The 21,896-nt window shown below is 42.0% G+C and carries 26 protein-coding genes and 1 tRNA gene; 8 read left to right on the forward strand and 19 right to left on the reverse strand.

The genetic code is table 11. The annotated features are described in order from the left end of the window. From QXI54_02560 to QXI54_02575, 4 genes are all read right to left on the reverse strand, one after another. On the reverse strand, positions 1-125 hold a 125-nt coding region (locus tag QXI54_02560; protein MEM0302036.1), incomplete at its 3' end, for an acetate--CoA ligase family protein. Between the two features lie 23 nt (positions 126-148). Next, the gene (locus QXI54_02565) at positions 149-757 is read right to left on the reverse strand and encodes a metallophosphoesterase family protein (GenBank protein ID MEM0302037.1); all 609 of its coding nucleotides are present in this window, start codon (positions 755-757) and stop codon (positions 149-151) included. Then, a complete protein-coding gene (locus QXI54_02570; protein MEM0302038.1) occupies positions 744-995 on the reverse strand; it encodes a DUF2240 family protein in 252 nt (83 codons plus the stop codon). The genes QXI54_02565 and QXI54_02570 overlap by 14 nt, the downstream gene beginning before the upstream one ends. A gap of 1 nt (position 996) precedes the next feature. Next, entirely contained in the window at positions 997-2,406 is a 1,410-nt protein-coding gene (locus QXI54_02575; protein MEM0302039.1) for a replication factor C large subunit, read from the reverse strand. 82 nt (positions 2,407-2,488) lie between these two features. Between QXI54_02575 and QXI54_02580 the strand changes: the two genes are divergently transcribed. From QXI54_02580 to QXI54_02605, 6 genes are all read left to right on the forward strand, one after another. Continuing rightward, positions 2,489-2,560, forward strand: a tRNA-Arg gene (locus QXI54_02580). 112 nt (positions 2,561-2,672) lie between these two features. Then, the gene (locus QXI54_02585; protein MEM0302040.1) at positions 2,673-3,320 is read left to right on the forward strand and encodes a nucleotidyltransferase domain-containing protein; all 648 of its coding nucleotides are present in this window, start codon (positions 2,673-2,675) and stop codon (positions 3,318-3,320) included. 193 nt (positions 3,321-3,513) lie between these two features. Next, the gene (locus tag QXI54_02590) at positions 3,514-4,452 is read left to right on the forward strand and encodes an ABC transporter substrate-binding protein (GenBank protein ID MEM0302041.1); all 939 of its coding nucleotides are present in this window, start codon (positions 3,514-3,516) and stop codon (positions 4,450-4,452) included. Continuing rightward, positions 4,449-5,216 (forward strand): ABC transporter permease subunit, encoded by a 768-nt coding sequence (locus tag QXI54_02595; protein MEM0302042.1) that lies wholly within the window; start codon positions 4,449-4,451, stop codon positions 5,214-5,216. The genes QXI54_02590 and QXI54_02595 overlap by 4 nt, the downstream gene beginning before the upstream one ends. Beyond that, positions 5,197-6,228 (forward strand): ABC transporter ATP-binding protein, encoded by a 1,032-nt coding sequence (locus tag QXI54_02600; GenBank protein MEM0302043.1) that lies wholly within the window; start codon positions 5,197-5,199, stop codon positions 6,226-6,228. Before QXI54_02595 ends, QXI54_02600 begins: the two co-directional genes overlap by 20 nt. Continuing rightward, positions 6,215-6,973, forward strand: coding sequence for a DUF364 domain-containing protein (locus QXI54_02605; GenBank protein MEM0302044.1), 759 nt, complete (start codon positions 6,215-6,217; stop codon positions 6,971-6,973). The genes QXI54_02600 and QXI54_02605 overlap by 14 nt, the downstream gene beginning before the upstream one ends. Before the next feature lie 10 nt (positions 6,974-6,983). Here QXI54_02605 and QXI54_02610 read toward each other — a convergent pair whose 3' ends face one another. Next, positions 6,984-8,246: a solute carrier family 23 protein gene (locus tag QXI54_02610; protein ID MEM0302045.1), complete on the reverse strand. Its 1,263-nt coding sequence runs from the start codon at positions 8,244-8,246 to the stop codon at positions 6,984-6,986. 116 nt (positions 8,247-8,362) lie between these two features. Here QXI54_02610 and cyoE point away from each other — a divergent pair, with 116 nt between their 5' ends. Continuing rightward, the gene (cyoE, locus tag QXI54_02615) at positions 8,363-9,199 is read left to right on the forward strand and encodes a heme o synthase (protein ID MEM0302046.1); all 837 of its coding nucleotides are present in this window, start codon (positions 8,363-8,365) and stop codon (positions 9,197-9,199) included. A gap of 21 nt (positions 9,200-9,220) precedes the next feature. After that, a complete protein-coding gene (serS, locus tag QXI54_02620; protein MEM0302047.1) occupies positions 9,221-10,579 on the forward strand; it encodes a serine--tRNA ligase in 1,359 nt (452 codons plus the stop codon). Here the strand turns inward: serS and QXI54_02625 are convergent. The 14 genes from QXI54_02625 to QXI54_02690 all read right to left on the reverse strand — a co-directional run bounded on the left by QXI54_02625 (position 10,539) and on the right by QXI54_02690 (position 21,896). After that, complete coding sequence (locus QXI54_02625) at positions 10,539-11,642, reverse strand: Xaa-Pro peptidase family protein (protein ID MEM0302048.1); 1,104 nt, start codon at positions 11,640-11,642, stop codon at positions 10,539-10,541. The two genes, serS and QXI54_02625, sit on opposite strands and share 41 nt — an antisense overlap. Further along, entirely contained in the window at positions 11,633-12,091 is a 459-nt protein-coding gene (locus QXI54_02630; protein MEM0302049.1) for a MaoC family dehydratase, read from the reverse strand. The genes QXI54_02625 and QXI54_02630 overlap by 10 nt, the downstream gene beginning before the upstream one ends. A gap of 30 nt (positions 12,092-12,121) precedes the next feature. Then, positions 12,122-12,751, reverse strand: a complete 630-nt coding sequence (locus QXI54_02635; protein ID MEM0302050.1) for a V-type ATP synthase subunit D — start codon at positions 12,749-12,751, stop codon at positions 12,122-12,124. Between the two features lie 22 nt (positions 12,752-12,773). Further along, on the reverse strand, positions 12,774-14,162 hold the full coding sequence (locus QXI54_02640) for an ATP synthase subunit B (protein MEM0302051.1): 1,389 nt from the start codon (positions 14,160-14,162) through the stop codon (positions 12,774-12,776). 2 nt (positions 14,163-14,164) lie between these two features. Next, entirely contained in the window at positions 14,165-15,895 is a 1,731-nt protein-coding gene (locus QXI54_02645; GenBank protein ID MEM0302052.1) for an ATP synthase subunit A, read from the reverse strand. Continuing rightward, entirely contained in the window at positions 15,886-16,188 is a 303-nt protein-coding gene (locus tag QXI54_02650) for a V-type ATP synthase subunit F (protein ID MEM0302053.1), read from the reverse strand. The genes QXI54_02645 and QXI54_02650 overlap by 10 nt, the downstream gene beginning before the upstream one ends. Then, entirely contained in the window at positions 16,185-17,195 is a 1,011-nt protein-coding gene (locus QXI54_02655) for a V-type ATP synthase subunit C (protein ID MEM0302054.1), read from the reverse strand. The genes QXI54_02650 and QXI54_02655 overlap by 4 nt, the downstream gene beginning before the upstream one ends. Before the next feature lie 5 nt (positions 17,196-17,200). Continuing rightward, positions 17,201-17,767: a V-type ATP synthase subunit E family protein gene (locus QXI54_02660; protein ID MEM0302055.1), complete on the reverse strand. Its 567-nt coding sequence runs from the start codon at positions 17,765-17,767 to the stop codon at positions 17,201-17,203. A gap of 4 nt (positions 17,768-17,771) precedes the next feature. Next, a complete protein-coding gene (locus QXI54_02665; protein ID MEM0302056.1) occupies positions 17,772-18,020 on the reverse strand; it encodes an ATPase in 249 nt (82 codons plus the stop codon). Position 18,021: 1 nt separating this feature from the next. Next, positions 18,022-18,222, reverse strand: coding sequence for a hypothetical protein (locus QXI54_02670; GenBank protein ID MEM0302057.1), 201 nt, complete (start codon positions 18,220-18,222; stop codon positions 18,022-18,024). Further along, entirely contained in the window at positions 18,219-18,467 is a 249-nt protein-coding gene (locus QXI54_02675) for an ATPase (GenBank protein MEM0302058.1), read from the reverse strand. Before QXI54_02675 ends, QXI54_02670 begins: the two co-directional genes overlap by 4 nt. A gap of 1 nt (position 18,468) precedes the next feature. Further along, on the reverse strand, positions 18,469-20,562 hold the full coding sequence (locus QXI54_02680) for a V-type ATP synthase subunit I (GenBank protein ID MEM0302059.1): 2,094 nt from the start codon (positions 20,560-20,562) through the stop codon (positions 18,469-18,471). After that, a complete protein-coding gene (gene ahaH, locus QXI54_02685; protein ID MEM0302060.1) occupies positions 20,549-20,884 on the reverse strand; it encodes an ATP synthase archaeal subunit H in 336 nt (111 codons plus the stop codon). Before ahaH ends, QXI54_02680 begins: the two co-directional genes overlap by 14 nt. Positions 20,885-21,113: 229 nt before the next feature. Then, positions 21,114-21,896 carry an ABC transporter ATP-binding protein gene (locus QXI54_02690; protein ID MEM0302061.1) on the reverse strand — a complete coding sequence of 261 codons (783 nt, stop codon included), beginning with the start codon at positions 21,894-21,896 and terminating at the stop codon, positions 21,114-21,116.

The raw sequence follows: 21,896 nt of genomic DNA on the forward strand, positions 1-21,896 counted from the left end.
ACTGGGAATCCAATGCTCTTAGCAACCCTCACAGCTTCTTCTTCGCTTTCGCAGACAACCGCTTTAGCAGTCCTGACTCCATAGCTTTCAAGCAGTTCTTTGGCTTCACGCTCAAGTAGAAGCATAGTTTAAGTTGTTGAGGGATATTTTATCTTTTTGAAATAGATCTAAGGCTTAGAATCGTTCCGTCGATAAGAATTGCGTCCCAGTTGCTGTAATCAAACTTTCTGAACATAAAACCAGCTGGTTTTTCCAGATTCACAGCAGTTGAGGAGCAGAGTTCATTAAAGGCGGGTAAAACCAAAACTCTTCTTTTCACATCTAGGAGTTCTATCTCTCCTGATAGAAACGCCCTCTCTTTATACCCTCCGACCTCTGAGGGAATGAAAACAGATGGGTGGGCGTGAGCAAATATTAGAATATCAGAATTCAGCACATTCTCTTCTGGAATTGAATGCCCGTGGAATATGCCATATTTGCCGATCTTGAGAGCTTTGTAGCCATTTATACCTATATCATGGTTCCCACGAACTATAAGAAGCTCAGTTATTCCAGATATCTTGTTAAGGAATTCCTCCAATGGACTTTTTTTGCCAAGATGTTTGAGATCACCAGCTATTATAAGCGTTTGAAAACGTTCTGCAAGCTTTAAGACCTTCTCTAAAAGTTCTTTATCGTAAAAAGGAACGAGACCAAAGTGTAGATCCGCGATTACTGCTTTTTTACCTATAGCAATAGAATCGTTAATCAGCTTCATTGAAAATTCTCTTTTCGGCGAGAGTTATGTATTTTGAAATGTCTAAACCAACTTCTTTTGCAACAACAAGGGCGACAACTTCAAAGCTCACAAGATTGTTCATTTTTTCCTGCTTTTCGCTTATCATTGAGAAAACTTCCTGTTGAGTCTTGCCAGTCTTTTTTACAATTTCGGCAACTATCTCTTCAGCCAGATCTTGTTCGGGTATTTCTATCACTTCGTCAAGATTTAGGCTCATGTTAAGAGAAAAAGTCGTCAAGTGTTAAATCTTTTACTTTCTTCTCCTCAGTTCTTTCGATTTCTGTCTTTTCTTCCTTTTTATCAACGTTCTCGAGTCTCTCGAAAGCTTCGATATAAATCCAGCTTTCGTCGATTCTGTGCAGTTTATTCTCTTCGATGAATTCCATGATCTTCTCCGCTCTCTCACCAACAAGAAATTCCAGCTCTTCTCTGTTGAGTTGGTAAAATACTGCAATCCTCGCTGCTCTGTTTATATCGAGATTTTTGAGAAGTAGTGTTAACACTGGAAGCATTTCATTCTGAGCTTTTTTTGTTGAGAGGTGAGAAAAAGTCGAGATCTTCTTAAGGATACTGTTTCTAATTTCTCTTTTTTGCTTTATCTGAAAAAGAAATTGCCAAGTCTGCGGGCGCTTATACTTAGTAAAACCGCTCTTTGTCTCCTTTCTCATCTGCTGAACACCACTCGTCATTAAATATGTTGCATACTTCCATAATCTATAAAATTGCCTTTTTTTAACTCTTCCAATGAAAAGATCAGCTCTTGAAAGAGCCAGATAGCCTTTGAAGAGGTCTTCTCCTGAATACTCGAGAGGCAAATTCTCTTCAACCCACTGAATCAGATCTTCAGGCGATTCATCGAGAAGCATAGCATCGGCGTATGGTGAATAATTCGTTTTGAAGATTTTCTGTAAGACTTTAAATACATCCATTTCCTGTGTTCTCTTGCCGACAACCACATCATCGATTTTTATTTCTTTTTTCCCTTCTGCAATGGCTTGGAGATCGTTTATTGCAGCTCTAAGATCTCCACCGGCGTTTTCGGCTATCTCTCCGAGGACTTCTTTGTCACATTTAATCCCCTCTCTGGCGCATATGTTCTGGAGGACTTTTACGATCTGAGTTTTGGTCAGTCTTTTTAGTTCAAGAAATTCACAAAACTTCCTTAGTTCTAAGGATAGCTGGTATGGATCGTTTGCTATAAGAATAAGTGGTTGTCTCGGTTTTCGTTTAATGATTCTGATTAAGGCGCTTTCTCCACCCACATCTTCTTTTTTGTGAATGTTGTCAACTTCATCGAGAACTATTAGCTTCAGTCTTCCTGATCTTGAAGATAAAAACTCTCCTTCATCGCTTATAGTTTCGTTAAAAGCTCCTTCTCCGACTATCTTGCTTATTATCTGCCAGTTTCTCTGGTCGCTCGCATTTAATTCAACAATTTCCCACTTCATTGTGTTGGCGAGAGCAATTGCTAAAGATGTTTTTCCAATTCCTGGCGGACCGGCTAAGAGTAAAGGTTTCCAGGGGCCTTTTTCCCAGTTTTTTGCCCATTCTAAAACTTTTGAAATAACTTCTTTGCCTGCAACAACTTCTTTTAGAGTTTGGGGGCGATATTTTTCTGTCCATAGCATCGATAAAAAATCTATCTGTAAGTATATCAAAATTTGCGCTGAAAACTGTAATCTATTTATTACCTGTGAATAAACTAAAACAGCCCCCGTGGGGTAGCGGATATCCTTAGGGGCTGCGGACTCCTAGACCCGGGTTCGATTCCCGGCGGGGGCATTTTTGGTTCCATGTCGCTGGAGAAACTTGTTGAAGCTTTGAAATGAGTTATAAAGTCCCATAGTTATCCAGAAGGTTTGAAATTGAATTTTTTGTGGATAAGGATATAAACATGTTGGACATAGTTTTTCTTGTGGTTAAAAAATTAAACTCCAAATTCCCACAAGAGGTTGTAGGACTTTACATCACAGGCTCTACAGCCAGAAAAGAAGCTGAGGAGTATTCCGATCTGGATGTAGTTGCCATTGTTGATGGAGATCTGGATCCTCGGGAAATCTCCAAAATCTTTGATGGAGATGTTCAGGTGAATGTTTTCAAGAGGGACGAGCTTAGAAGGGAAGTCAAAGAAGACCCGACAATAGCCCTTATGATCAAAGAGGGAATCCCGATAAAACCTCTCAGCAACATCGACGAGGATCTCAGCTTTACAAGAGAGGACATTCTCAAGGCTATTTCCCGCACTGCCAGAGAATTGCTTCAACTGCTCAAGCGCTCTGGAGCGGTGGATTCCGGAGTTTTTCTTGCACTGATGTATGCCCGAAAGCTCTACACCCTTAGATGTATGCTTCTCGAAAAAACTGCAACAAAGCAGGGCTTCATCGGAGAATTGAAAGAGTATTACAGCGGGATCGAGGAGATTTACAGGCTTAAAAAGAGGATTGAGAAAGGAGAGATAGTTGAACTTAATGAAGATGAGTTTAAGAGATTTCTCAGAGCTGTGGTCGATTATGCCATTGATGTTCTGGGAACTTTACGTTAACATAATCTCTGCTTTCTCCTTTTAAGCGATCTCTCCTTATGCTTCTCAATACCTATTAAAGAGAAACGGAATCAAATAGACTGAAAAGATGAGCACTTCTGAGCATATCGAACCATATCAGAGCACATAGCAGAAAAACCTTTTTAAATTTTTAAGGATTGATTTTTAAAGATATGTTTATGAAGGTGATTTTATGAAATGGCAGAAAGTAGCAGTCTTCAGTGCTGGAGTAGTTGTCTCATTGCTCCTTTATAGCCTTTTCTTTTGGCAATCCGATAGCTTGGGCAGGGAAATTAAATTGGGTTTGGGTGTTGAATTCAACACTCATGCTACTCCGATCTGGGTAGCTGTTCACACAGGATTGTTCGAAAAGCATGGAATAACTGTTGAGACTCTCTTGAAGTTCAGAACCGGTGCAGATCTAGCTTCTGCCCTTGCAAGAGGAGACGTAGATTTAGGAGTTGCTTGTTTGGGCCCTATAGTCAATTTAGTGGACAGAGAAGTTGACGTTAAAATAGTAGGAAAGGTTCATAACCGCGGATATGCTTTGGTTGTAAATCCTGAAAGGATTAGGAGTCTTTCAGACCTGAATAACACAACGGTCTATTCTACTGGAATACCCAATCCGACGAACATTTTGCTGCTGAAGATTAAGGATTTATATGGCTTGGAATTTAACATAAAACCCATTGGGGATCCAAATACTGTCCTGTCAATGCTAATCAGCGGACAAATAGATTCTGCAACGCTTCCAGAGCATTATTCGAGTGTCGCAGAAGAAAGGGGATTAAGAATTCTGGTGAGAGACAAAGATGTATGGCCTAACATGCCGGGTAGCTTTGTTATTGCGCGTGGAGATATTTTAAAAAATAATCCAGAAGTCGTTGCAAAATTTGTTAATATAATAAAGAGCAGTGTTAGGATTATCGAAGAAAATAGATCCTTTGCTTCGCATGCGTGTGCTTTGGAGCTCGGTATAAGCGATCAAACCGCTCTAAGGTCGATTGAGCAACTCGATTGGGATACTGAGTTAAACATCACAGAGATTCAGGAATACATAGACTTCATGTTCGCACATGGGCTAATTGAAAAGAAGATCAACGCAAGCGACATAGTGGTGAATTTGAGATGAACAGAAGAGGTCTAATCTCCATCCTCGCCTTCTTAGCGTGCTGGGAGATATTGGCGAGATATTTTGTATCGATCCCGAATACAATTTTTCCACCATTTTCTCAGGTTTTTGTGAACTTTGCGAATCAAAAATTTTTGGAATCTCTGATTGATAATTACCTATTAACCTTGATCAGATCTACGCTTGGCTTTATCTTAGGTTTAGCACTCGGACTGTTCACGGGATTAATTATAACACTAAGGCGTTCCTTTGACGACTATCTTAGCCCCATAGCCACCTTAGTGTTTTCAGTTCCTTCAGTAGCCTGGATACCAATCTTGATTGTATTGATAGGGATAAATGAATTTACCTTGCCTTTATCTGCATCTTTTATGTGCACCTATCCCCCGATACTCTATGGCGTTGTTAACACGCTGAAAATGTTTGACAGAAACCAGCTCGATGTAGCGGACATTTACTGTGCCAAGCGGACAACCAAGTATAGGCTTGTTATACTTCCACAGTTAATCGGAAGACTCATTCCCATGATTAAGACTGAAGCGGTCATGGCTTGGAAGACTGTTTTTGTAGTGGAAATGGTGGTTTTGCCAAACGGAATAGGTTACCTCGCGCTCATATATGCCTCTACGCTCAGAATGGACAGCCTGATTGCAGTGGTTTTGGTGTTGGCGTTGAGCCTGATCCTTATTAACTCTATTATTGGAAGAGTGGAAAAGAATTTCTCGCAAGTATTGGGTGGTGTCAATGAGTGGAATTTTGCTTAAGAACGTTAGCGTTTCTTATTCTGGCAGAAAAGTCCTTAGAGATTTAAACCTAAGTTTTCCAGAATCTGGGCTTTCGCTTGTCATTGGTCCAAATGGTGCTGGTAAAACGACCTTATTGAAGGTTATAGCGGGATTGGTTAGCTACGAAGGGAACGTTTACATTGGGGGAAAAATCGTGGACAAAGTCCCACCAAACCGCAGAAAGATATCCTATGTGCCTCAAAACAGCAGTCTGATTCCCAATCTCAGGGTATGGGAAAACATCGCTTTGGGTCTCTTTGATCGCGGATACAGTTTTGAGCAAATTAGAGAGAGAGTTGAAACTTATGCGAAATTGTTAAACGTTGATAAACTGCTAAACAAATACCCTGCAACTTTGAGCGGTGGTGAAGCAAGAAGAGTTTCGATAGCTCGTGCATTGGCATTTGATAGTGATGTAATTCTGATGGATGAACCAGAAATCAGCATTGACTCTCATGCGTGGAGATTTATTCTTGATGCAATCTTTAAAATTGCAGAAGATGATAAAAGGTCACTAATACTAATCACTCACAATTTCGAAGATCTAATTCCATTCGCAAGAAATCTATGCGTTCTATTCGATGGCAAAGTCGTATTTTCAGGTGATCCATCGCAAATAAATACAGAAAATCTTCCAATTGAAATCAAAACTTGGCTGGGAACTGTGATTGAGGTTGACGAAGTTGTTAACAATGGGCACTTCTGCGAAGCTTTTCTTGATAGCCATAGAATTTATGCGGGCAGAATAAAAAGAGGTAGAAAAATAAAAAGAGTCCTTGTCCTGCCGAAGTTCATAAGCATTGATAGCAATAAAGGATTGAAGGGGAAAGTGGTAAACGTTTTTAACCATGCGGACATTGCAACGGTTTTTATCGATGTTGGAGGACAGGAAATAGTCTTTAGTTCAAGAGATCGATTTCAAAAGGGGGAAGAAATCACCATAAATATTGAAAAGGTTATTCCACTATGTGACGATTATGAATCGCTATGATGAGATCTGCCGAAAATACTTCAGAAAGCTTGTTGATGAGAAGGGGATTAAAGAAGAGAACATTTCAAGCATTGGCGGAAATGAAAGCACGCTAAATTACAGAACGGTCTCGCCAGAGTGGTTTATGTTGCCAAGCGAAGAATATGCTATTTCTAAGGGTGAGGAAAAGGTGATGGAGTGCAATTTTAGAAATTCGAAAGCGCAAGTGTTCACAACAGTGCCGAGTAGCATTTCTCTCAAAGTTTCTGAAGTTCTGGAGTTGAATTTGCAAAATATTGCATCTCGATCATTGTTTTATTGCGCTTTGAACGCTGTTATGGTGCACTATGGTCTTGTCAGCGGAACGGTGCACTGCAGAAAAGATTCACCATTGGAATGCGCAAAATTGCTGTTTGAAAAGCTGAAAAAGGTTTCAAAGCTCAGAAAAATACTTTTAATAGGTTATCAACCCGCATTCGCTGAAAAACTGTCCGAGAAATTTGATCTCTTCATTACGGATATGAATCCAAAAAATATAAACAGAAAGGTTCGAAATACCAAGATTTTAAGCCATCTGGAAAATCTGAACTTGATACCAGAGGTCGATATAGTGCTCATAACAGGCAGTTCCCTGATAAACGGGACTTTTTGGGAACTCTATGAGTGTGCAATGGAAAATTCCAAGCCACTCATTAGCTACGGCATTTCAGCTTCGGGAGCCTCAAAAATTTTGGGTATAGAGAGGCATTGCCCGCTATCTACCTGATTAAAGTAATTTAATTTTCATAATCTCTGCGTAGAATTACGTGTTCCATCAGCATCGCTACCAATACCCCTAAGACAAAACCATTGCCAATTATTGGTCTCAAGATCTCGGGAAAACTGGTCAAAACTGATTCTGGAAGAAAGGTGACGATTATGCTCAGAAGCAATGGAAAGCCGATTACAAAGCCAGAAGCTGTGTCTTTAAACTTGATCATAGGAATTCCGACCGCGACTTGGGAGCACATTATATATAAAAATACACTGCCTATAACAACCTTTGGAATTGCCTCGATTAGAGAGATCACAAAGGGCGTGAACGCGAGGATCAATAGGATAAATCCAGCGGGAACAAGGGCGTATCTTGATGCGCACTTCGTCGCTGAGATTATCCCGGGGCTCATGGAGTAGTTTACAGATCCTATAACTCCAAAAAATCCCGAAAGGATATTAGACAAACCAGTCAGCGTTACACCTCTCTTTGCTCGAAATTCAGTGTCTTCAAGTTTAAGAGTTCCTGCCAAGGAGTATATTGAACTCAGATCGTTGATGGCGAGGGCAAAAAAGCAGATCATGAAGGATATAATTACCTCTAACCTGAAAGAAGGTGTGATATTGATTTCGGAAAAGACATTCAGGGGATCTGGGTTCAGAATTTCATAATGCTGAGGAAAGATTAGACTATAGACAGCAGAACCAAGAATGAGGCTCCATAGAATTAAGCTCGAATTCCAGAACCCCCTGAGCTTTTTGTTTAGGATAAAAAGCATGATAACGAACAAAATTGAAAAAGCGAAGTTGTAACCGGCATTAGGTGTATCCAAAGTGATCATCTCCATTATAAGGGGCGATAGGGTAATTGCTACCAAGATTAAAACCACTGCAACTATATTCTCAGTGAAAAGCTTTCGCAAGAGGTTTAGCGATCCTGTAATGCCAAAAAAGAATATAACAACGCCTCCAATCGCAATTGCTGTGTATATTGTGCTAAAATCACTCCCCATGCTTGCATAAATCCCAGCGATAAGAACGGAAGCGGGTCCAACTACGAGAGGCAATCTGTGACCAATAAAAAGCTGAGCGAGCATCGTTATTCCAGAAATTAGAAATATTTTTTGGATGTAACCAATTCTATCTGTTGGATTCTCAAATTGAATTTCCGCAACAATTCTACCGCCTATAATAAGAATTGCAGCTATTATTGCAAACCACTGCAAACTTAAGGCTATAAGCACCTTCTTGGGCGGGATTTCATCGAGTTGGTATTCAAGTTCCACCCAGCCACTAAATTCTTAAATTTTATAAATATTTCTATTTAGTTTTTATTCGCAGAATCGAGATTTGGGGAGTTTACAACTCCAAAAGTATTTTAATTCGAAAAACTATTTCGACTGTGGAGCCAAGAGCACTATTAGAAGTAATCAAGCCAAAACAGACCTTATTGCTCATGATCACGTTTTTGGTGAGCTTTCTCGTAGCGGGAGGAAGAGAAACTCTGCCCTTGTGCTTTCTTGCAACCTTTCTAACAATCTCAGGCACCACTGCTTTGAACATGTGGATCGATCGGGACATCGATGCGATCATGATGAGAACCCGAAGCCGACCAATTCCCGCTGGTGAGCTAAGCCCAATAGCTTGTGCTATCTATGGATCAATCCTTTTTGTTTCGGGGCTTCTTATTGCGTTATTCGTGAGCCTTGAGTTCGCTTTTGTCCTCTTTTTGGGTCTTATCTTCGACATTCTCGTTTATACTCTTCTGCTCAAGAGAAAAAGCCCCTATTCGATCATCCTTGGAGGCTTTGCGGGAGCCATGCCTGCTTTAGCTGGCTGGGTTGCGGTTAAAGGCTTTACTCTGCCGGGATTTTTGATCTCTGGGATCGTGCTCCTCTGGATCCCCTCACACATCTGGTTCATAGTGATGCATTACGAGGAGGACTACAGAAGAGCGAGAATTCCAATGTTTCCGCTTATTGCTGGCATTAAGAAGGCTTCATGGGCTATTGTCTTCGCTACTCTGCTCATGCTAATTTTGGCAACCTCATTGTATTTCTTGATCCCTCTACATGCCATCTATTTGGCTATATCAATTCCAGCGATTCTCTTATTTCTTTTCAAAGCCATTAAGTTTGCAATTGCTCCAAAAAAAGAAAAAGCGAGGGGGATGTATAAGCTCGCAAGCTTAACCCTTGGGGCGGTCTTCTTTGCGTTGCTATTCGGTGCATTTTTATAACTGAAATGCCATGGGTTGTTGATGTGGAGCATTCTTAAAGCTTTGAGAGAGAAACCAGAGATCCTATATGAGTCGCAGAAAAGACGCGGTTTGAGCTTGGAAGTTGTAGATCGTGCTATAGAGCTCGATAAAAAATGGAGAGAGAAGTTAAAAGAAACGAATATGCTCAGAAAGAAAAGAAACGAATTATCAAGGCTTTTGAAAGATAAAAAAGATCAGAAGCTAATTGAAGAGGCAAAAAAGCTTAGCGAAGAGGTAAAGAAGGCAGAAGAAGAATTAGGCAGAATTGAAAAGGAAGTTGAGGCGATTTTGCTTTCAATCCCGAATATAGTCCACGAAACTGTGCCCATTGGCAAGGACGACAGCGAAAATGTCCCAATTCGCTACTGGGGAAAGGCAAAGGTTTACTTTGAAGACGTCGATGAGTTTGTTAAAAAAACCTCTGGAAAGGCGGAGTATGAGGTAGTCGACTTCAAGCCAGTAAGCCATGCAGACGCAGTAGAGCTTTTTGGCTGGGCTGACATCGCAAGGGCGGGAAAAGTTGCAGGTTCGAGATTCTATTATTTGTTCGAGGACCTTTTGTGGCTTGATTTTGCATTAACGCTTTATGCAATGGATTTTCTTGCAAGCAGAGGCTTCAAGCTCGTATTTCCGCCATTTATGCTTAAAAAGTCTGCCTATGAAGGCGTAACCGCTTTCAGCGACTTTGAAGACGTGATCTACAAGATCGAGGGCGAGGATCTGCACTTGATAGCGACAAGCGAGCATGCAATCGCCGCGATGCACATGAAGGAAACGCTTGAGGAGAGTGAACTTCCTTTGCTCTATGCTGGCTTCAGTCCATGCTTCAGAAAGGAAGCGGGAGCCCATGGAAAGGACACAAAAGGAATTTTTAGGGTTCATCAGTTCAACAAAGTGGAGCAGTTCGTTTTCTGCCTGCCAGAGCAGAGCTGGGAGTGGCATGAAAAACTCTTGGAGAATGCTGAAAAACTTTGGCAAGGCCTGGGAATTCCCTACCGAGTTGTGAACATCTGCACGGGAGATCTTGGCATAGTCGCAGCCAAAAAATATGATCTCGAAGCCTGGATGCCTGCTCAGGCTACTTATAGAGAAATGGTCTCGTGTAGCAATTGCACAGACTGGCAGAGCTATAGGCTTGACATAAGATTTGCTGAGAAGAAAGGAATGCCGAGCAAGGGCTTTGTGCACACGTTAAATTCAACAGCAATAGCCACAACAAGGGCAATAACTGCAATAATTGAAAACTACCAGCTTGAAGATGGCAGGATTGAAATTCCGAAGGTGCTAAGAAAGTATCTTGAAAATATAGATTCAGCGCCTAAGGATTATATAATGCCAAGAAGCTCTCGTAGGGTGTGAGGACTTCGCAGTCATCCTTCCTGATCAAAACCAGATCTTCCACTCTAACTCCACCTATTTTTCTGTAATACAGCCCGGGCTCAATCGTTACAACCATTCCGCTTTTTAGCTCAGCATCAACATCGCCTATTCTTGGCTCTTCATGAACTTCAAGTCCCACTCCATGGCCCGTGGAATGTATAAATCCCTCACCCGCTTTAGTTTCGAAGCCATGGCTTTTAAGACAGTCTTTGACGGCATTGTGCACGTCTTTTCCGTTGATACCCTCTTTGAGCATCGAGATTGCCTTTTTCTTTGCCTCGATTACTGCCTTAAGCATTTCCTCAATCTCTGGATTTTTTCGGATCAAGATCGTTCTTGTAAAGTCCGCGTAGTATCCAGTTCTTAAATTCCTCGGAAAGACGTCAACGAGAAGGTGATCCTCGATCTTTCCCTTTCCGAGCTCATGTGGATCCGCTGAGAGTTTTCCTGAAGAGCATATGGTATCTTCAGCGATCAAACCTTGAAAGAACAGCTCTTTTTCAAGAAAGGATCGAGCAGAATCGCAGCTCATGATCTTTTTTGATCTCAACTTCCTGTAAAGTTTATCAAAACTCCTAAGCAATATCAGGCAATTCTGTCTTATTTTTTCAATCTCATCCGCCCTCTTCACAGCTCTGAGCTTTAAGAATGGGTTCTCGTCAGCTTCGACTTCAAAATGTTTCTGTAGCTCGAAGGCAAGAAAAGCGGGAAAGTCGGTGGGAATAAGAACTTTCTTAGCCCTCCCTTCTTTGAGCCTCTCAACGAGAATTTCTGCAATTGCTTTCCTTGGACTTTTAAGCTCTTTAAGCTTCTCTTCATAACCAAGCTTCTCGAAGCTTGCAATCTCTTTAACTCTGCTCTCCCTTAAAGCCCTTCCAAGCTCCATCTCTGGCAAAAGCAGAAGATCTGTGCCATCAACTCCGATCAAATAGAACATCGTCGAGGAGCTTTTGAACTTCGTAGCATAGCTAAAATTCACGCCTCCAGAATGCAGAACAAAAAAATCCGCATTTTTCTCTTTGAGAAGCTCAATCACTGCCATATTAAGATCTTAGCCCATCCCTCTGCAACAACTTTGTCAGAAACCTTGCAAATTACCGCAACTTTAAACCTGTTCTTCTCCTTCTCAACTATTTCGCATTCCGCATTAACGAGATCTCCGATTCTAACTGGAGAAGTGTACCTGAAATTCGTTTCTAGAAGAACAACTGTTCCGGGAAGCATTGCCAGAGCTGTTGAGACAAGGCTTGTTGTGAGCATTCCGTGGGCAACTCTACCGCCGAATCTTGTCTTCTTTGCAAATTCCTCGTCAAAGTGGATCGGATTCATATCACCAGAGATAAGTCCGAATAGCTGAACATCCGCTTCTGTGATCTTTTTTGCAAAATTGAACTTATATCCAACGTTTAACTCGCCAGAAAGCTTTTTGAATTCTTTGTAGTCTCCGCCAAGCTTTAAATATATGCCTATAAGCTCGGAAAAACCCGCCATGAAAAAAGTTATAAGGCAAATATAAAAGTCTTACCTCTTCGCCTTTTTCATCTTGAGCTTCTTCAACCTTATTATGTTCTCTCGATCCATTTCCTCAAGCTTAAAGGCTATGAACCTTGCAAGCTCATTCATTCTTGGAATAACTCTGTATTCGAGAGCATTAACTCTACGCTTAGTCCTTTCAATCTCTTCAAGCAATCTTCTGATCGTGGTTTCGATCTCCGCAACTTCAAGAATCGAGTCAACGAGCTCTTCGTAGGCTGTAACCGCCTCATCAACTCTGACGCTTGTGCTCAGGATCCCGTAAGGTTTCTCTATTGCCCTTCTTGCCACTTTCTCTCTTTTGATCACAGGCACTACTACGCCCATTATGCTTTTCCTTTTTAGCGTAAAATTCGGCGGGATCTGACAGCATGAAAGTGCTATTGAGCGCAATGCGGGAAAGCCATCGACCGCCATTGCAATCAAGAGCTTCTGCTGAGCCTTGTTGTAATTGTCAACCATTTTCTGAATTGCAACCTTTGCTTCCTCAAGCAGTTCTCTGAACTCCATTATCAAGCCATCCCTTTTCATCTTCAGCAACGCGTGCCCGCGAACAGCCATTTTTATTCTTCTTCTGAGCTTTATTAGTTCCATTCTCGTCGGTTGAACTTCTGCCATCCTTATCCCTCACTGCTGAGCTTTAAGCTCCCTGTGTCTTCTTTTTGTAAGCGGGATGGTATTTCTCGATGTATTTTCTCTCGATCTTTGTCAGTTCTCTTTCTGGAAGCATGCTAAGCAATTCCCAGCCGAGATCGAGCGTTGTCTCGATGTCTCTGTCCTCATATTTGCCCTGATTGACGAATCTGCGTTCAAATTCGTCTGCAAACTTCAGGAATAGGCGATCTCTTTCGCTCAAAGCCTCTTCGCCAACGATCGCAACTAAACCGCGAAGATCTACGCCCTCAGCGTAGGCAGCATACATCTGATCGTTCCACTGCTTGTGATCATCTCTCGTCATTCCCGCCCCGATTCCCTCTTTCATCAGCCTGCTAAGCGACGGGAGCACGTTAATGGGTGGATAAATACCCTTAGCGTGAAGCTCTCTGCTCAGAACGATCTGTCCTTCTGTGATATAGCCCGTAAGATCTGGGATCGGGTGAGTTATGTCGTCTGCGGGCATCGTAAGAATTGGGAACTGCGTAATTGTGCCCTTTCTCCCACGAATTCTCCCCGCTCTCTCGTAGATCGTTGCCAAGTCGGTATACATGTATCCCGGATACCCGCGTCTTCCCGGGACTTCTTCTCTTGCAGCGCTTATTTCTCGCAGAGCTTCGCAGTAGTTTGTCATGTCAGTCAGAATAACAAGGACGTGGTAGTCGTAAGTGTAGGCTAAATACTCCGCAGCGGTTAATGCCATTCTCGGAGTTATTATTCTCTCTATGGCGGGATCCTTTGCAAGATTTAGGAACACTACCGCCCTTTCAAGAGCTCCAGTCCTTTCGAATTCTTTCATGAACTGATATGCCTCCTCATAAGTTATGCCCATCGCAGCAAAAACTACAGCGAATTCTTCAGCCTGCCCACGAACCTTCGCTTGGCGAGCAATTTGCAAGGCTATGTCGTTGTGCGGTAAACCGCTACCACTGAAGATCGGAAGCTTCTGCCCACGAACGAGTGTGTTCATCCCGTCGATTGCAGAAATTCCAGTCTGAATGAACTCTCTCGGATACTTTCTTGCATAGGGATTTATTGCTGCACCAACGATTGGTATTCTCTCTTCAGGAATAATTGCTGGTCCTCCGTCAATTGGTTCTCCTGAACCGCTTAAGATTCTCCCAAGCAAATCTTTGGAGCAATTCAGCTTTACTATGTCTCCTGTGAAACGAACGCTACAGCTTTTGTCAATGCCTCTTGTGCCCTCGAACATCTGCACAACCACAATATTCTTTGAAGTGTCGAGAACCTGACCTTTCCTTACTGAGCCATCTGGAAGAACAACATTCACGAGTTCACCATAAGCCACTGGCTTCGTTTTCTCTACAAAGATTAGAGGGCCCGCTACTTGGGTAATCGTCTTGTATTCCTCCATTTTCACACCCCCAGGCTTTTCTTCATTTTCTCCATCGCCTTGGTCATCGCGGTCTTGTAATCAGCCTCGAGCTTACTCCTCATGAACTCGTCAAAGCCTTCTACTTTTTCAATCTCCTCGTAAGTCTTTCCAGCTTCAAGAGCCTTGTAGAACCAGTCGTTCACCGTTTTAATTGCCTTGAGCATGTCATATTGCTTTTTAATATCGCAGTAGCTGTCAATCTCGTGATATGCATACTGGGACAGATAGAACTCCCTTATAATCCTTGCAACGAGCAATAATACACGCTGAGATTCTGGCAGAGCATCGCTTCCAACGAGCATCACGATCTCCTGCAATGTCGCCTCTTCCTGCAGAACGCTCATTGCCCATGTGCGCAATTCATTCCAGTCAGGAGCCACGTTTTTTGCATACCACTCTGCAAGAGTTCCTGTGTATAGGCTGTAGCTAATAAGCCAGTTTATTGCAGGGAAATGTCTTCTCCCAGCGAGCTTGGCATCGAGTCCCCAGAATGCTTTTACTATTCTCAACGTATTCTGAGTGACCGGTTCACTGAAGTCTCCACCTGGTGGCGAAACTGCTCCCACGACGCTTACACTTCCAATTTCTCCGCTCAAAGTCTTCACTCTTCCAGCTCTTTCATAGAATTCTGCAAGTCTTGAAGCAAGATACGCTGGATATCCTTCTTCGCCGGGCATTTCTTCGAGCCTTCCAGAAAGCTCTCTCATCGCCTCTGCCCAACGCGAAGTCGAATCAGCCTGCAAAGCAACGTCGTAGCCCATATCCCTGAAGTATTCAGCTATTGTGATTCCAGTATAAACGCTTGCCTCTCTTGCGGCTACAGGCATGTTTGAGGTATTTGCCACAAGCACAGTTCTCAGCATTAATGGCTTTCCAGTTCTCGGATCTATTAGCTCAGGGAATTCTTCAAGAACTTCTGTCATCTCATTGCCACGCTCTCCACAGCCTATGTAAACGACGATGTTAGCATCACTCCACTTTGCAAGCTGATGCTGAGTTACAGTCTTACCACTGCCAAACGGTCCTGGAATTGCAGCGGTACCTCCTTTTGCAATCGGGAAAAACGTGTCAAGAATTCTCTGCCCTGTCAGCAAAGGCACAACTGGTGGTAATTTCTCAATGTATGGTCTTGGAATTCTTACTGGCCACTTGTGGGCCATCTTTAGCTCAGTTCCATCTTCGAGCACCGCAATGGGTTCATCAACTGTGAAGTTTCCAGAGTAAACTTCCTTTACCTTACCTCCTTTAACGTTTGGGGGCACAAGAATGCGGTGCGCAACTACTTCAGTCTCCTGAACCTTTCCAATGATTTGACCAGCTTTAACTTCATCTCCTTTCTTTATTAATGGCTGAAATTCCCATTTCTTCTTTTTGTCAATGCCTGGAGCCTCGATACCTCGGCTAATGAAGTCTCCGCTGATCTCCTTCAGAAGTGGTAATGGTCTTTGAACTCCGTCGTAGATGTTTCCTATTAGCCCTGGACCGAGATCGACGCTTAAAGGCATTCCTGTGTTCACAACTTTTTCGCCCGGTCTAACTCCTGAAGTATCTTCGTACACTTGGATCAACACCTTGTCTCCCGCTAAGCCAACGACTTCACCCATTAGTTTCGCTTCTCCTACCTTACAGAGATCATACATCCTTGCCTTAAGTCCCTCAGCAACAACGAGGGGTCCTGAGATCCTAAATATCTCACCAACGCTTACTTCCATAGCTCAACACCTATCGCCTTTCTTATCTTTTCCTTAATTTCCTCAACTCCGCCCGTTGCACCGACAGCGATGAATGTTGGCTCAACCCTCTCGTCTATCTCCCTGCGCAGTGCCACGGGCAATTTTTTCAAAAATTCCGACTTTATCGCAACAACACCAATATCTTTTCTCTTTAAAACATCCTCAACCGCTTTAACAATTTCCTCATCTTTCGAAACCTCATATATATCTGTGATACCAGCAAGCATGAAGCCTGTGACAAAGTCCATGTCTCCTATTACCGCCATCTTCATAGTATCACCATCTCCTTCTCTATTTCTTCATTTGGAATTCCATGCCATTTACCCCAACCGAGAATTCGAAGATTGTCAATTTCAACCTTTTTGAGAACTATATACTGCAAAACTGGCAGAACGCTGAGCGGATAATTGCCAGCTCTTTTAGCTATTGCTTCGATCCAGATCTTGTCAAGTTCAATCTCTGTTCTGCCTAAATCCTGCACATTTGATATCTTCCAGAACCAGAAACCTTCCAAGGACTTTGTGATCTCTTCAAAAGACATAGTTGCAAGTTTTCTCGCCTCCTCTTCGGTCAGTTCGTAACCTCCCGGGACTATTCTTGAAATAACCTCCTCAGCAGTATCTCCTTCAGCTTTGAGCCTCAGAATTGTTTTTATGTTCCTCAGATCTATCTCCATTTTTATGAAGTTAGTGAAAACCCTGCTTTCGAAGTCGTTTGCCTTAACAGAAAGCACTGCTTTGTAATAGGCTTTCCAGAGTTCATCCTCAATAACGTTCATTGGAGCGGAGCCAATTTTTGAGAGAGCATCGTGGTAAATCGTTCCTTCAAGCTCCTTTGCAATCTCATTGATGTCTTTGGAAATCATTGAGCGAAGAATTTCCAAGCTGAATTCTCCAGCTGGAACAAAAGTCTCTTCGATTACTTCAGCAGGCAAATTTGCGTTTTTACCCCTAATTATGTTTATCAGGTTCCATACGTCCCATCTACGCAGATACTGTCCTATTAGCATCTTGGCATCTCCAAAGGATACGCTGTAGATTTTTCTGTATGTCTTCGCAAGATTCGAAAACAGAGCGTAGTCCAAAAGCTTCGGACCGCTGAACTTGTAAGCCATCTCGTCGATTTCCTTCTTGTATTCTGTCTCTTCAAGGAATCTCATGATCTCATCGAACGACATGTTGAGAAGTTTTCTGAAGTCCTCTGCCTTCAGCAGTTTGCTCTTCATCACCTTTGTCCTTGCAACGATGTAAGCATAGGACGCCTTTGTTCTTGAGATCATTAATATCACCCAAAGAGGACTTTTGCGACTTCAGCAAGTTTTTTCTCGTATAACTGGGAAAGGAGCTCGTCAAAGGTTAGGTTTATCCTCACCTCCCCGCTTGGTTCTTCCAACACGAGACCGCCAAGACCCGAAATGTTTCCTGCGATCTTCAAATTTAGATTGAGATTCTTTATTATCTCCTTAACGATATCCTCATCCTCCTTTCTAACATAAAGGAGCATTCCATCTTTTGCATTTTTTTCGATCAGAGTCTTTAAGACATCTTTCTTTGTCTTTTGGTCCATAGAACCTATTTTTTGCTTCAGCTTTTTGAACACTTCCTCTGTGATCTCCTTTTGTTTTGCCAGCATCATCCTTTTTAGTTCAAGATTTAAACTCGAAATCTCTTGTTTTCTAAGAGCCTCGCCCTCTTTTTCTGCCTCCTCTCTTGCCCTTTTAAGGATTAGTTCCGCTTCTGCCTTTGCCTCAGCCATTATCTTTTCAACTTCCTTTTTGGTTTCAATCTCAATCTTTTTTACCTCTTCTTCCCCTTTTTTTGTGATCTCTTGAAGCACCTGATCTAAGGGCATCCTTTCACCCGTAAGCGAACATCAGTATGAAGCTGATGACCAAGCCAAATATAACGATGGTCTCTGGGATAACTGTAAACAGCAGACCCAAGCCCAAGAAGCTCCTGTCTTCAGCAATTGCTCCAACCGCAGCAGCTCCAATACCGCTTTCACCAGCTCCAGCACCAATTCCAGCAAGTCCAACAGCCAAACCAGCCCCTATTGCAGCACATCCCTTTATGAACGCCTCATCACTAATCATTGCCTCAACCATTCTATTCACCTCCAAGCAATGCATCCACCCAGCTTACAGTATCGCTAAATCGATATCCAAAAAGAAGAATCAGGATTGCGATACTCGCCCCCAATGCGAGTCTGAAAGTCGATACCAGCCAGTAGTATCTAACGAACCTCTCTACATTCTTCTCGCTACCGAGCTTCTCCGCAAGCCTTAACACGAATTTCTCGCCGATCATCCGTAAGCGAACATCAGTATGAAGCTGATGACCAAGCCGAATATAACGATGGTCTCCGGGATAACTGTAAACAGCAGACCCAAGCCCAAGAAGCCCCTGTCTTCAGCAATTGCTCCAACTGCAGCAGCTCCAATACCGCTTTCACCAGCTCCAGCACCAATTCCAGCAAGTCCAACAGCCAAACCAGCCCCTATTGCAGCACATCCCTTTATGAACGCCTCATCACTAATCATTGCCTCAACCATTCTATTCACCTCCTTCCTCTTCTATAAACTTCTTAACCCTACCAAATGGTGTGTATTCTCTACCACCACCCTCAAAAAACTTCGTGAAGAACTCTACATAGTGCAATCGAAGCGACTGCAAACCAGGATCGAGTATGCCGAGCAGGAAGTTTCCAAAATGACCTATAAGCATTATAACTATCGCAAGTGGAAGTATAGCCATTCCCGGCTCTAAGCCAATTTTGAGCGAGAGATAGTTCACAACGAAGGCTATGTAAACTGAAGAAAGGCCTATAGCAAGCAGTCGGGCGTAGCTTATGATCTGACCAAACCATGTGAGCAGTTCGACCGCCATTATTGCTCCAAAGATTCCCATTTTTGGAATTTCAGCCTTCAGGAAGATTACGAACCATATCAGTATTAGTGGCAAGGTAGCGAGGTAGAAGTAGTTGAATCCTGCCTGCCAGCCATCTACAAGTCCCGGAATAGGCAAAGGCACAGCTCTTGCTTCAGCAACGGTATTTCCGTAAACAAAGAGGTTCTTTGGGAACAACTCTCCGAATCCGTTTGGTGGTGGAGAAGTGAAAATTCCGAGATTGTATGAGAATCCAAATATAAGGCAAACAAGCCCAAGGACTCCGAAGATCCAGCATCCCTTTTCAAGAATTGCCTCTTTAATGCCATGCTCCACGTATACATTGTAGAAGCCCATCGAGAAGCCCCATAGCATCTTGAACATACCAACCATGAGCACTATGAAAAGCAGGGCTTTAACACCGAATTCTTCAACTCTGTCAAAGAGCGGATGTCCGTGATTGAAAGCATATAGCCCCGCAAGAAAGTCGCCGATGAAGTGGACTTCTGCGGGATTCTCTGTTCCGGGGATCTTGAACGGTCCGAAGAATTCACCGTAGATAAAGCCAAAGAATATCGAAGTTATACCGCATGCCAGACCTATGTTGAGCAGTTTTTGCCAGCCTTCGGTCTTGAAGATCATCTTTAGATACAGCGAAACAGCAAGTATCAGCAGTCCGTATCCCATGTCTCCAAGCATTAGTCCAAAGAAGAGCGGGAAGAAGATCGCCATTATCGTTGTTGGATCTATCTCTTTGTATTTTGGAATGGCATAGGTTTTTGAAAGCACTTCGAAGTTCTTTGCAAATCCCGGATTGTTGAGCTTTGTTGGTGGCATCTCATGTTCTTCAAATTTGAGCTGTTCTACTACAATTCTTTTTTCTTCCAACTCCTTTTTGAATTTATCAAAATTATTGGCCGGCACATAGCCGACGATTACGAAAGTGTGCTTTGAGACGAGGGTTTTAAGAGGAAGTTCCGCCTTCTCGACTTCAGAGGACAGGTATTCTTCGATTGCCAAGAGCAGTTCAGATTCTTTGACCTTTAGTTCTTCTATTTCGATTTCAATCTTCTTTTTCTTCTCAGAAAGCTCTTCTTTCATCTTTGTGAGCTCGGAAATTCTTGCTTCAAGGTCGACATCTGGCACTGGCAATTCTTTGTATCCAAATCCCTGCAGGATCCTATAAACCTCATCACCGTGTTCTGATTTAACGAAAATTGCAATCACGAATTGATCTTCAAATTTCTTCAGCACAAAATCGAATTGAGTTGTAATTTTTTCAATTTCAGGAATCGGATTCTCTTTTACAAGACCTACAAAGCATTTTATGCTCCTGTATCCTTTTAGAAGTTTTGGAGGTATTTCAAGAACTTTTAGAGGTTCAATCGTCGAAAATTCCGATTCAATGGATTTAAGAGTTTCATTTATTTTTCTGAGTTCGTCAATTCGTTTTCCTATATCCTCCTGGTATTCGGTTAGCTTTTTACTTAGCTTTTCTTCAATTTCTCTTCTTTTAAATTTCTTTTTTGGTGAAAACTTTGTTGGATCAAGTTTCAGATGGGAAATATAGCTTCTTAGCTGTAGTAAGTTTCTTGAAATCTGTCCAGCTCTTTCCATAGGTGTTCCTACCTTGAAATAATCGGTTTCTAAAGGATTTTCTATATGGATAAGATTCATCCTGTACAATAGCTCTGAAGCCACTTCGAGTTGATCTCTGGAACCCACAACCGCGACTTTAACCATCTTTTCAGGCCTGAGCATGTTCCACCATCCTTATGAATTCATTATAGAGAATCTCCACAGCCTTATCGACATTCTCTTTTCCTCTTTTTTCAAAATTCTCGATGTCCTTTAACTTCTTGCTTTTTATCTCGTGTTTTTCCTTCTCTAAGTTCTCTTTAATCCTTTTGAGGATTTCTTCTCTTAGCTTATTTGCTTCTGTGTTTGAATCGTCAATAATTTTCTTTGCCTGAATTTTAGCTTCGAAAATAGCTTTTTTTCTCTGTTCTTCGGCCTTTTTTATGGCTTCTTCGACTCTTCCTTCGACATCTTTAATTCTCATGAGAATTTCTGTTTTTTCCATGCAAACCACCTTATGGAAGCTTCAAAGCCATTTATCCAATGACCGAAGTATATTTAAGCTTTAGCTTTCCTTTCTTTAGGTTCTGATTAATTATTCTAATTCTTTTTAAATGAACTCAAGAAAAATTGGATTAATTTATATTAATTAAATATTAATTTTCTATTTCATGAATGCTTTGGCTAATTCATAACCTTGTTTTGGTCTTCCCCTACTCGCAGAGTTATAAAAACTAATTAAAATTTCCTTTTAAAGGTCTTAATGGTAGCACGAAAGTAGATCCATTGCTTTTTATTACTTCTACCTCAACACCATATACACTTTTTATGTTCTCTGGAGTCAAGACTTGGCTTGGTTCTCCAACTGCGAATATTTTTCCGTCTCTCATCATAATGATTTTGTCAGAGTATCTTGAGGCAAGATTTAGATCGTGCATAGCCATTATTGCAGACATCTCTCTCTTTTTAACAACCTCTTTTATTATGTCTAAAACTTCAAGTTGAACCTTTATGTCGAGGTTGCTCGTGGGCTCGTCAAGAAGGAGAATTTCTGGTTCTTGGGCCAATGCCCTTGCTATAAAAACCCTCTGTTGTTGACCACCGCTGAGCTCGTTTATGTCTCTCATTGAAAATTCTTCAAGGTTCAGCATTTTTATGACTTCCACGACCCTATCTATGTCCTCTTCGCTAGTTCTCCAAGTTATATGTGGTTTTCTTCCCATGAGTATTACCTCGAAAACAGTAGCTGGAAAACTATATTTTGCTCCTTGTGGGATGTAACCTATCTTCTTTGCAATTTCAGACTGAGATAACTGTCTCAAATCTTTTTCATCTATAAATATCGTCCCTTTATTTGGTCTGAGTATTCTATCGATGCATTTTATAAGTGTAGACTTTCCAGCACCATTTGGACCGAGAACAGATACGATCTCAGACTTTCTAACTTCGAAACAAATATTTTCTAATACTGGAACGCTTGAATAACTAAATTCAAGATCAATGACTCTTATCTTCAT

Source organism: Archaeoglobaceae archaeon, from assembly GCA_038734275.1.
Taxonomy (GTDB): domain Archaea; phylum Halobacteriota; class Archaeoglobi; order Archaeoglobales; family Archaeoglobaceae; genus WYZ-LMO2.